At 39.8% G+C, this 14,561-nt stretch carries 12 protein-coding genes; all 12 read right to left on the bottom strand.

Going from position 1 to position 14,561, the window contains the following annotated elements; translation table 11 throughout:
- The gene (locus tag E0E17_RS00220) at window positions 1–1,113 is read right to left on the bottom strand and encodes a glycosyltransferase (RefSeq protein ID WP_130830733.1); all 1,113 of its coding nucleotides are present in this window, start codon (window positions 1,111–1,113) and stop codon (window positions 1–3) included.
- 6 nt (window positions 1,114–1,119) lie between these two features.
- The gene (locus E0E17_RS00225) at window positions 1,120–1,971 is read right to left on the bottom strand and encodes a glycosyltransferase family 2 protein (protein ID WP_130830734.1); all 852 of its coding nucleotides are present in this window, start codon (window positions 1,969–1,971) and stop codon (window positions 1,120–1,122) included.
- Complete coding sequence (locus E0E17_RS00230) at window positions 1,961–3,010, bottom strand: hypothetical protein (protein ID WP_130830735.1); 1,050 nt, start codon at window positions 3,008–3,010, stop codon at window positions 1,961–1,963. Before E0E17_RS00230 ends, E0E17_RS00225 begins: the two co-directional genes overlap by 11 nt.
- Complete coding sequence (locus tag E0E17_RS00235; protein WP_130830736.1) at window positions 3,003–4,232, bottom strand: lipopolysaccharide biosynthesis protein; 1,230 nt, start codon at window positions 4,230–4,232, stop codon at window positions 3,003–3,005. Before E0E17_RS00235 ends, E0E17_RS00230 begins: the two co-directional genes overlap by 8 nt.
- Before the next feature lie 185 nt (window positions 4,233–4,417).
- Window positions 4,418–5,584: a DegT/DnrJ/EryC1/StrS family aminotransferase gene (locus tag E0E17_RS00240; protein ID WP_130830737.1), complete on the bottom strand. Its 1,167-nt coding sequence runs from the start codon at window positions 5,582–5,584 to the stop codon at window positions 4,418–4,420.
- Entirely contained in the window at window positions 5,581–6,504 is a 924-nt protein-coding gene (locus tag E0E17_RS00245; protein WP_130830738.1) for an NAD-dependent epimerase/dehydratase family protein, read from the bottom strand. The genes E0E17_RS00240 and E0E17_RS00245 overlap by 4 nt, the downstream gene beginning before the upstream one ends.
- 10 nt (window positions 6,505–6,514) lie before the next feature.
- The gene (gmd, locus tag E0E17_RS00250) at window positions 6,515–7,639 is read right to left on the bottom strand and encodes a GDP-mannose 4,6-dehydratase (RefSeq protein ID WP_130830739.1); all 1,125 of its coding nucleotides are present in this window, start codon (window positions 7,637–7,639) and stop codon (window positions 6,515–6,517) included.
- 215 nt (window positions 7,640–7,854) lie between these two features.
- The gene (locus E0E17_RS00255) at window positions 7,855–9,000 is read right to left on the bottom strand and encodes a glycosyltransferase family 4 protein (RefSeq protein WP_130830740.1); all 1,146 of its coding nucleotides are present in this window, start codon (window positions 8,998–9,000) and stop codon (window positions 7,855–7,857) included.
- A gap of 764 nt (window positions 9,001–9,764) precedes the next feature.
- Window positions 9,765–10,778 (bottom strand): UDP-glucose 4-epimerase GalE, encoded by a 1,014-nt coding sequence (gene galE / locus E0E17_RS00260; protein ID WP_130830741.1) that lies wholly within the window; start codon window positions 10,776–10,778, stop codon window positions 9,765–9,767.
- 47 nt (window positions 10,779–10,825) lie between these two features.
- Window positions 10,826–11,722, bottom strand: a complete 897-nt coding sequence (gene galF / locus E0E17_RS00265; protein ID WP_130830742.1) for a UTP--glucose-1-phosphate uridylyltransferase GalF — start codon at window positions 11,720–11,722, stop codon at window positions 10,826–10,828.
- Between the two features lie 275 nt (window positions 11,723–11,997).
- Window positions 11,998–13,338 carry a lipopolysaccharide biosynthesis protein gene (locus E0E17_RS00270; protein WP_130830743.1) on the bottom strand — a complete coding sequence of 447 codons (1,341 nt, stop codon included), beginning with the start codon at window positions 13,336–13,338 and terminating at the stop codon, window positions 11,998–12,000.
- A complete protein-coding gene (locus E0E17_RS00275; protein ID WP_130830744.1) occupies window positions 13,335–14,558 on the bottom strand; it encodes a glycosyltransferase in 1,224 nt (407 codons plus the stop codon). Before E0E17_RS00275 ends, E0E17_RS00270 begins: the two co-directional genes overlap by 4 nt.
- Between the last annotated feature and the right edge of the window lie 3 nt (window positions 14,559–14,561).

Consider the following 14,561-nt stretch of genomic DNA (forward strand, 5'->3'; position numbering starts at 1 on the left):
TTAATTACTTTTTTCAATTTGCTTTTTATATATATTAATCCATTCATCTACTATTTTTTCAATAGAAAACGCATTCTCTATCCACTGTCTCCCATCAGATGCCTGAATACAACGTTCTTCGTCGGACATTTTAAATATGTCTGATATAGCTTCAGCAAGCATAACTGGTTTTTTTATAGGAACAAGGCTACCGAACCGGCCTATTACATTTTTAACGCCACCAGAATTTGTAGCTACAACTATTCTTTCACAAGCCATTGCTTCTGCAACAACTAAACCAAACCCTTCCCATTGAGAGGCGAGAACAAAAAGATCAGCTGTGCTAAAAATTTTTTCAATATCATTACGGGCTCCTAAAAAGAGTACATGATTCTTCAGTTCATAAGAATCAACTAATTTTTTTAACGAACTTTCAAGCGGTCCAGATCCCACTATTACTAATTTAGAATTGCTTTTCAATAAGTTTTTTTGTATCAAGTATTTATAAGCTTTTATAAGGTTAGGATAGTCCTTACTAACAACTAAGCGACCGACACTTAATATAATTTTAGTTTCTGAATCTATTGACCACTCTTTCCTTAACTCGTTCCTGGATATAAGAGAATATCTAAACTTATCAGTGTCTATGCCATTATATACAGTGATCATCTTTCCTGATGAGGCAGCTTTCTTTTTTATAAATGCAGCTACAGCATCAGGGCTCACATTCGTGGAAATATCAGGAATGTTTTGAGTGATTCTATAAGCAAGCATTCTTAACTTTCCCCCTTCAAAAGTACTATGTGAAGTGGATATTAAAACTGGGAATGGATTGAAGACTCTAAGAATACGTGCAAATATGTTAGCATGAAACATATGACTATGTACTATATCAGGCTTAAATTTGTTAATTATTCTCGAAGCCTTTGATAAAGCACATATCAAGCTTAAAGGATTTTTATTCATATCTAAAACTTCAATGCCTATATTACTATCAATGTCGACCTCTATGTTTGCTGATAGGGATATAATCAATACATTATGCCCGCGGCTTGACATTTTACTAGCTAAAAGAGAAAGTTGTTTTTCTGCTCCACCTATACCCATGCCTGTAATAATAAAAATAATTTTCATGAGAATTTAGTTTACTCTCCTAACCTTTTTTTTCATAAGATGATATTTTGCTAATGAACTAACTAAAAATGAATCTCCTAAAAAACGTCCAACTGCCAAAATCATATAAACTTTAATTACCCTGACCATCATTGCCAAATTAATGTTTGAAATACCATTTTTTCTTCTAGTTTTTAATGAATTTTTCAACGTTATAATATATGTTTTTCTGTTAGTCGAAATACCTCCATAACCCATACGTACTATAGGTTTATCACTTGCAATGAAATAAGGAGGATTCCCCTTCCATCTACGTAAACATCTCAATAATAAATCCGCATCTGCGGTAACTTTTAATGCCAAATCAAATTTTTCATTTTTTATGAAATTTCTTGAATAAATTGCACTCATGACAGGAATAGGTAGCCTGCATTTAAGGTAATTAAATTTCAAACTAAATACATCAAACCATGGCTCGCCCCCTTCTCCAGTAATATCTCCAGCAGGCCCTTCGGAATGAATTTTACCATAAATTATAGGAGCATCATCGCTTACAGGGATGCTATCAATTAGTAACTGTAGAGATGATGACGAGCTATAACAATCGTCAGCACCAATAAAAGCCAACCATTCACCATTAGAAAGTGAAATACCTTTATTCCAGGCATCATAGATTCCGTTATCAGGTTCAGAGATAAACTTTATACGTGTATCTCTATAATGCGCGATAATATCCGCTGTTTCATCTCTCGAAGCCCCGTCGACAATAATTACTTCATAATCCTGAAACGTTTGCGATAAAATACTATCGAGACATTTCTCAATACTTGAAGCTACGTTATATGTAGCAATTATAATACTAAGCTTTTTACTTACCATGATACTCACCTTTTTTTAAATATTTGCCTTTTCCAAAAGCAAAACAAATCCCTAGCATTAGGCTGAAAAACACTCTTGAAAAGGAATTAAATGGATGCAAAGAAAAAATAATTATTACTTGAAAAAGAGCTAGAGAGATAAAGTCTGCATTGCTTGAGGATATGCCTGAAAGTTTTAAAGAGATATACCTGAGTAATTTCACAATAAACATATATATCATTAGGGCTGGTAATAAACCCAAAAAAATAAAAAGCATTATAAAAAAATTATGCGGATCATTAGGAATCTCCGAACTCATCAAATATAAATTTTTATATTGCCCGGCGTTATCTTGAAAAAAACTGACCGTAGGAGCACTTATTATAAAATCATAAAATTTATTAATACTCCAATAAATCATACTTGAACGTTCTATATTGCTGTAAGTCGCTGATAATATCTGCTCTTGATAAAGGAAAAAGTAAAGTCCTGATATATATATTATAGCTAGATAACCTAATGAAAACGAAATAAAAACAAGCGGCAAGTTTTTTTTTAAAGAAAAATTAAATAAAAGACAAATAAGAGACAAACTACAAAATAAAACCTGACCACGATAATGCGTATAAAGGCTTTGCAGTAAATCTAAACAAACAAATATACACAAAGCATATTTTACTTTATCACCCTCGCTGTGTATCGAATAAATAAGAAATGCAATAAAAGAGATAGGTATATAACTGAATTTATTAAGCGTACCACTGATAATGAAGTTTTGAAGCGAATAATAAACCAAAAAAACCATCAATAAATAAGGCGAGTAGCGGCTAAATTGATAACTGAAACAGACTATACACAAACACATAATTACTTTCAAAAAGCCTACAAAATAATTACCATTAGTTGCATAACAGGCAACAAAGATAATAAAAATAAAAGCAAGAAATAACAACGCATCATTATATTTAATTTTGAATGTAGGTGCTTTTTTTATTAGGGTTAACGCCCCAATTATTACAAGCGTCATTTCAGTAATATTAATTAAGACCTTGCTATCCATCTTTTGAAACCTTATGTCTTTCACGCAGTTTTTTAATGCATGGGAAATAGCAAATTTGAATTAGTGGATAAATAAATTTAGCATATGCTATATATGCCACACCAAAATTCGCAACAAATGTAGTTGCTATTATAGTCATAACCCCTGCAATCAAATTAATTTTAGCTGCAAGTTTTGATTCTCCTATTCCTAAAATAATATAATGAAACACGCTAAGAGAAGAAAGTAGAGCATATGAAATTGCAAGCACACGTAATATCATATAATTTTCATCAGCAAAGGATTTTGTTATCCATAGCGTTAATATTTCTTGACTGAATAAACAAAGAAAAAAACATGGTATACTTGAAAAAAGTGAAGCCAATATAGACGTTGCATACCATCCGTCAGGGAAATTCCCTTTTGAATTGAATCGCGAAAACATTGGCATTATAATTTGATTTGCTGCAGCAGGAATACTAAATGCAAGTTGCGCTAATTGTATGCATGGCGTGTATGAGGCTAGTTTACTAACACCAAGAAGAGCTGGGATTAAAAGCCGATCAAATAAATTAAGCGATGTACCACCAAGAAGTTGTACCAGCATCCAGCGCGACTCAATAAATCTAGATTTAAATTCATAAGCACAAAATGAAGGTATAAGTTTAGAGTGAAAGACAAAAAATGAAAAGAAAATATATTTAATAAGCGTTTTTAAAAAAAAACCAAAAAAAGTAAACAACAGAAGATTATTTTCACTTATACCTAATATAACCCCCCCTCCCCAGGCTAACCTACCAATAATTTCCATTATCAATGAATAATAAAAAAACTCAAAGCCTTTTGTTGCATTAGTCAAAAGATTGTCAATTTCATTAAATAGACCGCTTGCTATACATAAAAAAAGGAAATTCATTTTAATTGCTTCATCATTTATAAATGGTGATATAGCAATTAATATTAATAGCGAAACCATAAATACCGTCAAAATAAAACCTAAGGACGACGATACTATTTTTTTTACTTTAACCGAATCATTCAAAGCAAGGCTTTCAGATACTGGCTTTGTAATCCACGCTGTGATACCGAAACACCACACCTGAGAAAACATTGATATAGCTATGAGCAGCACCCACAGTCCATATGTGTTTTCCCCATAAGTATTCATTATATAAGGGGTTAATATAAAAATCAGTAATGGATTTAAAAATTTTTCAGCGACCGGCGGAAGAACTTTTTGCATTAAAAACTTATTTAACTTAATAAAACCCTTCATCTTTATTGTGCTTTTCAATTGTTTTTTAGAAATTTTTGTTCGACTAATCTTTACCCTCAAATACATTCCAATATAAAAAATTACGATCTTGGATTGTTTATTTCTGTCTGATAAGATACGCATTGAATACGTATCTTATCAGTTTGAGGATGTTATTTTAATAAAGAATGCAAATAATTAATCTCATTTGAAAGTTCTATATGATGGTTACCAACAAACAATCCATTATTGTCAATATATTCTGCATTTGTCATTTCCCCAAAAACTGTATAATCGAAATATTTAAGCACACCTTCATTTTTTAAAAAGTTCCCAGTGACGATAGGACGGCACTCAATCCCTGCATCGACTAATTTTTTTACTAATTGCCCACGAGTTATTGTAGCATTTTCTTTTAAGATTAGCGCAAAGCCAAACCAACTACTTTCACCTATTTCGTATTGAATATCAATTTGTTCATTGTCATTAAATAACTGTTGAAAAAGCTGAGCATTTTTTCTTCTTATGCTAATAAAACTTGGCAGCTTTTTAAGTTGTTCAATACCTATTGCTCCACTCATTTCAAGAGGCCGTACGTTATAACCCGGTAAAACAAATTTGAATGACTCTTCAAAGGGATCTCTGTTTTTATGTCCAGAAACATGGTTAAACTCTGGAAGATTTCGCGTCCATCCATGGGCTCTGAGGCATAATAAAATATGATAGAGTTCTTCGTCATCAGTGATGACACAACCACCTTCCATTGTTGCAATGTGATGAGAAAAAAATGAACTAAAGGTTCCCATTAACCCATAGGTACCTGCTTGTTTACCTTTAAATACGGCCCCCATTGATTCGCAATTATCTTCCAATAAGATTATGTTTCTATCTTTTATTAATGAATTAATAGCAGTGAAATCGTTAGGATTCCCAAGTAAGTTTACTGCTAAGATAGCTTTTGTTTCATTAGTAATAGCTGCTTCAAGTTTTTTCGTATCAATATTTAATGTTTTTCTATCTATATCAACAAACTTAACCTTTAGTCCATATTGTTGAAGCGGAAAATAAGTTGTTGACCAAGATACAGCAGGTACAATAATTTCATCACCACGTTTTAACTTTGCTGTTTTAGTAAAAAATAATGCCGCTATCATCAATAAGTTAGCGGCAGAGCCAGAGCTAACCATCACAGCATATTTTGAACCAAAGTACTCAGAGAATTTTTTTTCATAATTTTCTACATTAACCCCCATCGTAAACATGTTAGACTCAACAACGCGGTGGATGGCATCAATCTCTTTTTCATCCCAAGTACTGCTCGCTAAAGGGAAAGTAATCATTTTATAATCTCATCTAAGAAATATTGATATGTTTTGGCAATGCCTTGATAGAGATCATTATTGCACTTCCATCCAAACTCACTCAATAATCTGCTATCAATAACTTTTCGTTTCATTCCTACAGGCTTAGTTAAGTCATGCTTAAAACACCCCTTGAAGCCTACAATCGTAGCAATTGCTTTATAATATTCATTTATTGAATAATCGTGGCCTATACCAACATTTAAATTTTGTGGCATTTTGTAAAAGTTTTTAATAGCATAAAATACGAAATCAGCTAAATCTTCAGCGTACATAAATTCACGGCGGGCCTCTCCATCGCCCCAAATAGCGACTGAGTCAAGGTTGTGTCTAACCGCCATATCAATTTTCCTTATTACGGCGGGAATCATATGAGAGTTATTCTCATCAAATTTATCGTACTTACCATATAGGTTACAAGGGATAACTGTTTTATAAAAAAGATCTGCATTTTCTCTCGATAAGTATTCACAGAGTCGAGCTGCAGCAATTTTTGCTAGTGCATAGCCTTCATTTGTTGGTTCAAGCTCGCCTTTAAGAATCAATTCTTCACTCAATGCGTGATGGATATTCCGCGGATACATACATGAACTCCCCATATTCATGAGGTATTTCACATTATTTTCACTAGCTGTAGTGATCAAATTAATTCCCATCAACATATTATTAACGAAAAACTTTACAGGATTGTTGATGTTGGCTTGAATTCCACCGACAACGCCAGCAGCATGAATTATAAATTCAGGTTTGTGTTCTATGATAAATGCATTAACAAGAGATTTATCAAGCAGATTCAATTCTTGGCTTGATGGAGTTAGGAATGAATATTTTTCGGCCTCCACATGGTTAAGAATATTTTTCCCAACCATTCCGTTAGCTCCAGTAAGAAGAATTTTCATATTATTCTCTTTATTTACTTTCGATGGATATAGAAATGTTATAATTGTTTTCTTTTAATAAAGCTATTGATTTAGCATTTTCTAAATCATTTTTTATCATTTCAGCGCACATCTCTTTTACAGTAATTTCAGGAACCCAACCTAACTTTTCTTTAGCTTTTGAAGGATCTCCTAAAAGAGTTTCTACTTCCGAAGGCCGGAAATATTTTTCACTTACTCTAACTATGATATCCCCGACTTTTAAATTATTATGGCATTCATTATTATTAATTGCCTTAATAATTCCTATCTCATTTACACCTTGCCCTTGAAATTCTAGTTCTATTCCTAATTCTGCTGCTGACATGCTTACAAAATCTCTGACTGTGATTTGTTTACCTGTTGCAATAACAAAGTCCTCTGGTTGACTTTGCTGTAGCATTAACCATTGCATACGAACGTAATCCTTAGCATGTCCCCAGTCTCGTAATGAATCCATATTTCCTAAATATAAACAAGATTCTAACCCTACTGTTATATTAGCTAATACACGTGTAATTTTACGCGTTACAAATGTTTCACCTCGACGAGGAGATTCATGATTGAACAATATACCATTACAAGCATATAGGCCATAAGCTTCTCTATAATTAACTGTGATCCAATAAGCATATAATTTTGCCACAGCATATGGAGAGCGAGGATAAAATGGCGTTGTTTCTTTTTGTGGTATTTCTTGTACAAGGCCGTAAAGTTCAGAAGTCGATGCCTGATAAAACCGTGTTTTATTTTCTAAACCAAGAATTCGAATTGCTTCAAGAAGGCGTAATGTTCCTATAGCATCCACATCAGCGGTATATTCTGGAGAATCAAATGATACAGCAACGTGTGATTGAGCACCCAAATTGTAAACTTCATCAGGTTCAATTTCTTTTATTAGCCGCATTATATTTGAGGAGTCAGTCAAATCACCATAATGAAGAAAGAAATTCCCAGAAGAATAATCTTCGGATTGATGAATATGATCAATTCGGTGGGTATTAAAGGATGATGAACGTCTGACTATACCATGCACTTGATAACCTTTTTCAAGTAAAAATTCAGCAAGATATGACCCGTCTTGCCCAGTGATTCCGGTAATGAGCGCCTTTTTCATTTAAACCTCTTTAGTGTTTGTTAGGCTCAGTCGCCTTTATATATTTAAAAGAATAAATGTTAAAATCTTTATTTTAAGTTATGATTGATTAGATACTTATAAGTTGCTTTCTAAGAGCATATCAAGGTATTTATTTCTTTATATTAATTCTATTGCCGTTATTAAGAACAATAAACTTATAATCATGAAGTGAAGTTTTTTAAGGTATTACTCGATTAATTACATAATTTTTTTATTGCTTTCAAATACTTATCAATTACGATATTCTCATCAAAACAGCTCTCCATTTTTTTCCGACCATTCATGCCCATAGTGACCCTTTCTTGATGAGAATGAGTAATAATCATCTCCATTTTTTCTTTGAGATCGGTGACTGACTTTGGTTCGCATAAATACCCACTCAAACCGTCATCTACCGTTTCTCTACATCCCACATTATTTGTAGTGACAATAGGCTTACCCAGTGCCGCTGCTTCCAAAAGAGATTTTGGTACACCTTCTCGATAAAATGAAGGAAGTACAACACAGTCAACTTTTTTTATTATTAGTTCAATGTTGTCAGTACCACCTAAATATTCAATACTTCCTTCATCGACCCATAATTTAATTTGTTCTTTAGTAATAGATCTCCTTGTTTTTTCATCAATATAACCAATCAGTAAAAATCGGACTTTTTCTTTATATTTAATTTTTAACTCTCTAGCTGATAAGGCATATTCTATTATGCCTTTTTCGATCAGCAATCTAGCCATTAAAGCAAACACAACAATTCCATTATCAGGAGCTTCGCAAGGTGTAAACCTTTTTAAATCAACTCCAGAGCCAGGCAAAATATCAAATTCAGATATTTTTATACCGGCTTTGTCAAATAAAAATTTATCTTCTTTATTTTGAAAGAAAACAAAGCTTGCCTTTTTTTGGCTGAATTTATAAAGTTTTTTTAAAATAAAAGTTAAAAAACTATTTTTAACAAAAACAGCTCCTAGGCCAGCTATGTTGTTAATGATTTTAACATTACTGTAACTTGCAGCAATTGTACTATATATATTATTTTTAGGTGTAAAATTGAGCGCAATTGCGATCTCATTTTTTTTATAAAACATATAAAAATTCCATATGGCTTTAACATCTTTTATGATGTTTTTCCCACCTCTGTCAATTTCTAAGTTTTTAAAATGACAGCCTAAAGCTTTTATTTTGTCAGTGTAAGCATCCTCAGGAGAAAATACGATCACCTCATATCCTTCCTTTAATAATGCTATAATAGTATTTTTCCTGAAATTATAAATATACCAACTAGTATTTGCCGTTATAGCAACTATTAACTTTTTCCCGCATTGCACAGAATTTCTACTCCACATTTTTAGAAATCATTTTATTTTTATTTGTTTCTATTTATAATGCCCCTACTCATGAATTTATCATTTAATAAGCCTTTCATTCTTTCTTTGTATATTTTTGACCATAAGGATGAATCATTGTATTTATTTATCGCTAAAACTCATAAGCAATTTTAATTGCTAATTTACAGCCTACGTTTTACCCGCACTGTGTTAGAACCATGTTATTATACTCCACCGCATCCGTTAAAAGATAAATTAATAAATTAGCTCACTTTTTATAATATTTACTAATTAAAGGAGAATTACTAATAAAGTTATACATTAAAAAAATTGTTCTACAATTTTTTATTACCCATATTGATATATTGATACCTAATTAACATGGTCTCGTTTCTATAGCTAACTTCGTTATAATATGGCTAAATTTATGAGTAGATAGTACTAGATTAGTTACTTTTTGAACACGCTACCGCCACTGGCTGTAGCTACCAGAAGGCTCTTATGTTTTAGTCAATGCCAGCGGCAGCTTCTATGAGCCTATCATACATTAGCATTCTTTTACTGACACTTTTTGTTTACAACAAATCAACACTATTGGAGATTTTAACCGTCAGAGTCGACAACACAAGTATAATCTATGTTTTTTGATATTCATATTATGCAGGGGTATTTACGGATACGCATTATGTCCTTATGATTTCAAATTTTAGCAAGGTTATAGCTGACCTATAAAAAAACTCCCATAAGCGGGAGTTTGTTAACTTAAACTTAACTTTCACCGATCAGCGATACCCGTTCGGGTTCTTGCTTTGCCAGTTCCACGTATCTCGCATCATCTCATCAATGCCACGCGTTACGCGCCAGTCGAGTTCCTTGTCTGCCAGGCTGGCATCTGCCCAGAACGCTGGCAAATCGCCATCGCGGCGCGGTTTGATTTCAAAAGGAATTTCCTTACCGGACGCTTTTTCAAACGCCTTGATCATCTCCAGCACCGAGTAACCTTTGCCGGCGCCGAGGTTATAGGCTTTGTAGCCTTCTACCTTCGTCAGATGATCCAGCGCTTTCAGATGCCCCTCGGCAAGATCGACCACATGGATATAGTCACGCTGACAAGTGCCATCCGGCGTATTGTAATCATCGCCAAACACCCCCAGCTTCTCCAGACGGCCAATCGCGACCTGTGCAATATAGGGTAGCAAGTTGTTGGGGATGCCACTCGGGTCTTCGCCAATCTCGCCCGACTCATGTGCCCCTACCGGGTTGAAATAGCGCAGCGCAATCGCCCTGAAGTTTGGCTCGGCCTTCGCAAAGTCCTGCATCACCAGTTCAATCATCAGTTTGGACGTGCCGTAAGGGCTGGTGGTGCCGCCAATTGGCGTGGTTTCCACATAAGGCACTGGCGCATTGGCACCATATACCGTGGCGGATGAGCTGAAAATAAAGTTCCAGACACCGGCATTGCGCATCTCTTCCAGCAGCACCACAGTACCGGCAACGTTATTCTCGTAATACTCCAGCGGCATACGCGTGGACTCCCCTACTGCTTTGAGAGCCGCGAAATGAATAACCGCTGAGATAGCATGGCTGGCAAACAGATCGCGTAAAACGGCGCGATCGCGGATATCCCCTTCAACAAAGGTCGCCGTTTTCCCGGCCAGCTTCTCCACGCGGTTAATGGCTTCGCGTGACGCATTACACAGGTTGTCCAGCACGACCACATCGTCGCCACGCTCTAACAGCGCCAGCACCGTATGCGAGCCGATGTACCCTGCCCCACCCGTTACCAAAATTGCCATGTGAACTCCTTTCTGCTGCGCCGCCAGCGCGACGCTGAAAAATAAAGTTATTTCGCCAGAATTTTCTGAATAGCTTCGCGGAACTCACGTCCCTGGCTGTTGTTACGCAGACCATAAGAGACAAACGCCTGCATATAGCCCAGCTTACGACCACAGTCAAAGCTCTCGCCCGTCATCAGACAGGCATCAACCGGCTGCTTCTGGCTCAGTTTGGCAATCGCATCTGTTAACTGAATACGGCCCCATGCGCCCGGCTCAGTACGTTCCAGCTCGCCCCAGATGTCGGCTGAAAGTACGTAGCGGCCCACTGCAGCCAGGTCGGAATTCATTGCCTGCGGCTCATCCGGCTTCTCGACGAAGGAAACAATAGTACTGACATCGCCCGGATTATCCAATGGTTGTTCGGTTGTAATTACTGAATATTCTGAGAGATCGGCCTGCGGCATATGTTTTGCCAGCACCTGGCTGTGACCGGTCTCTTCGAAGCGTGCCACCATAGCGGCAAGGTTGTAACGCAGATGGTCAGCCGTGGAATCATCCATGATGATATCGGGCAGAACCACAACAAAAGGGTTATCCCCTACCATCGGGCGGGCGCAAAGTACGGAATGGCCCAGACCCAGCGGCTGCGCCTGGCGTACGTTCATGATGGTCACGCCCGGCGGACAAATTGACTGCACTTCACTCAGCAGCTGACGTTTCACACGCTGTTCCAGCAGCGCTTCCAGTTCATAGGTAGTATCGAAATGGTTTTCCACCGCATTCTTGGAGGCATGGGTGACCAGTACAATCTCCTTGATCCCGGCAGCAACGCATTCGTCAACGATGTACTGAATCATCGGTTTATCGACGATCGGCAGCATCTCTTTCGGAATCGCTTTGGTGGCAGGAAGCATATGCATACCGAGTCCCGCGACCGGGATTACTGCTTTAAGCTTGGTCATATTTAATCCATTTAATGAAGTGAAGACATGGGGTCGATTATGCAGGATCGGCCGGAACAGCAAGTATAATCTTAATCTGAAAAACCAACAGTAACTGCCTGTCACGCCATAGAAAATCGGCATTTCCGCAGGCGTTCAGGCCGCTAAAAACCAGGGAAACGCCCGACAAAAGAAACAGATATTCTCAGTGCGCCGATAAAACATTCAGCAGGCAATAAGACCAGCCATTAACAAAAAAAATGCAACCCCGAAGAGTTGCATTTGATGATTAAGGATTAAAGCCAGCGCTCAAACCATTGCGGCATGATGAACAGGTCGAAGTGGTTCACCAGCAGGATCACCGCCACAAACAGCATCGATACCGACACCCACTGACGCGCATAGGGAATAAAGCGGATACCGATCACCGGCTTGATAAAGAACGGGTGAGCAAAAATCGAGATCAGCACCTGCGAGATAGAGAGCGTCAGGGCAACGTAGAGCACATTCGGCCAGATAAAGGTGGTCGCCAGCACGCCCAGCACCACCAGACTGGCCACGACGTTCCAGTAGAACTCCACATTGGTTTTGCCGTTCGCCTGCGAAATGGCTCCGGTGAGTCCTCCCATTGGCCGCAGCATGCCAAACAGCAGCATCAGCGGGATCAGGTGATAGACCTGTTCATGGGAAGCGCCATAAAGTACGCGGACAATCACCGGCGACAGAATGCCGATAGCCAGATACATCACGCTGCTGAAGATCATGATCGCCAGCGTGCCTTTCAGGAACAGCTTCTGCAGCTGCTCCGGCTCATGTTGCTTCTCGGCAAAGCGCGGCAGTGCCAGACGGTTAATCACCGGGGAGACCAGCTTCAGCGGCTGCAGAATCAGCTCTTTCGCCAGTGAGTAAACACCCAGCATCTCGGCACCCATTACTTTACCCACAATCAGCGCATCCGCCTGGGTACGCAGCTGGTTAATGGTCTGCGAGCCCAGCTGATAAATGCCGTAACGCACCGCGCCGAAGAAGGTCTGCTTGTCGAACTCCCAGGTGGGACGCCAGGACTTTTCACCCAGCGCAATCATGCAAAGAATGCGGGTAAAGGCGTTGATAAAGAGGCCGAGAATCGCCGCCGCCACGGTAAGCGGGGTGTACCAGAGCAGCGCGACGGTGCAGAGAAAGGCAAACAGCCTGGTGGCCATCTCAATTTTAGCCAGCAACACCATGCGTTTGGTTTTGATAAAGTGCGCCTGATACTGCGAAAGGTGGCCCAGCACCAGGAAGTTAAGGCTGGAGAGCATCAGCAGCCCCATCAGCTCCGGCAGATGGTAGAACCAGGCGACCGGCCAGGCGATGGCGAGCACAACCAGCCCGGCCAACAGGCTGAGCGAGACGTTTACCCAGTAGATGGTGCTCTGTTCGCGCCGGGTAATCTGCTGACGGTGCACCAGATAGCTGCTCATCCCCATGTCCTGCAGCACCGTTGCCACTGCCAGCACGGCGTTGATGATCGCCAGCAGGCCCAGTTCATGTGCTTCCAGGCGACGCGCCAGCACGCTGAGCTGTAATACCTGGAGCAGTGCGGAAAAACAGGTACTGCCAAATAACCACATCGCCTGCGATTTAAATCCACTCACGCCAGTTGCTCCAGAATCTGTGCCAGCTCGCGGTAAGCGATATGCTGATTAAACTCCGTCTCCACCTTATGGCGTGCAGCCACCACCACCGGCGCGACATCAATTTCATTCTGCGACAGTTTCAACAGCGTATCCGCCAGCGCTTCGGCATCATTTTCCGGCACCAGCCAGCCGGAAACATTATGCTCGATCAGTTCAGGAATACCGCTGTGCACGGTCGACACCACCGGCAGGCCAACCGCCATCGCTTCCATCAGCGCCACGGGGATGCCTTCCATATCGCCATCCGCAGCGGTTTTGGAGGGAAGCAGGAAAATGTCTGCCTCATTAAGTGCCTGACGAATCTCATCCTGCGGCTTAAAGCCGGGCATCTTCACCCTCTCCTCCAGACCGGCGCGGGCAATGTGCGCCCGCAGCGCCTCTTCCTGGTCGCCGTTGCCGATGATGGTATATTCGAAGTGACCACCGCGCGCCTGCAGGATTTCGCTCGCCTGTACCGCTACGTCCAGCCCTTTTTTCTCGGTCAGACGCGCCACAGAGACAATGCGCAGCGGCGTGTGAAACCCCTGGCGCGGGATAAAGTTGAACTTCTCCGGCTCAATGCCCATGCGTGTCACATGAATTTTTTCCGGCGGGCACCCCATCTCAATCAGTTTGTTTTCCCACAGATGACTGATAGGCAGCATCAGTTCGCTCTGCTCAAACAGATTGACATAATCGAGCTTGTGCTCTTCGAGAATGTGGCGACGGGAGATATCGGCCCCGTGGAACACGGTCGCCTGCTTGCCCTCCAGCACCCCCAGTTCGCGCAGCTTATTGGCCAGCGCCCCGGCATAGCCAAAGTGCACCAGAAACACATCGGCGGTATAGGTCTCGCTGGCGTTCGCCACAATAGAGGGCAGCAACAGCTTGCTGGCCTGTGCGCCGTAACGTCGCACATTGAGCGAACGCAGCAGCGCAGGCTTAGCCACCCGGGGCAGCACCAGCTTCAGACGCTGGTTCAGTTTCTCCAGGGCGGAAACTTTCTCATCCGGCAGCAGATAATGCGTTTTTTGCTCAAGACCATACTCATCGAAGGCGGCGTGACGGTTCACCATATCACCAGGAAAAACAGAGATGATCTCAACGTCATATCCGGCATCGATAAAATAGATCACCTGATTCAGGACGAATGTCTCTGAGGCGACCGGGAAACGCATGGTGAAAAAGGTCAGTTTCATTCC

This window comes from [Erwinia] mediterraneensis (assembly GCF_900604315.1).
Lineage (GTDB): Bacteria > Pseudomonadota > Gammaproteobacteria > Enterobacterales > Enterobacteriaceae > Pantoea > Pantoea mediterraneensis_A.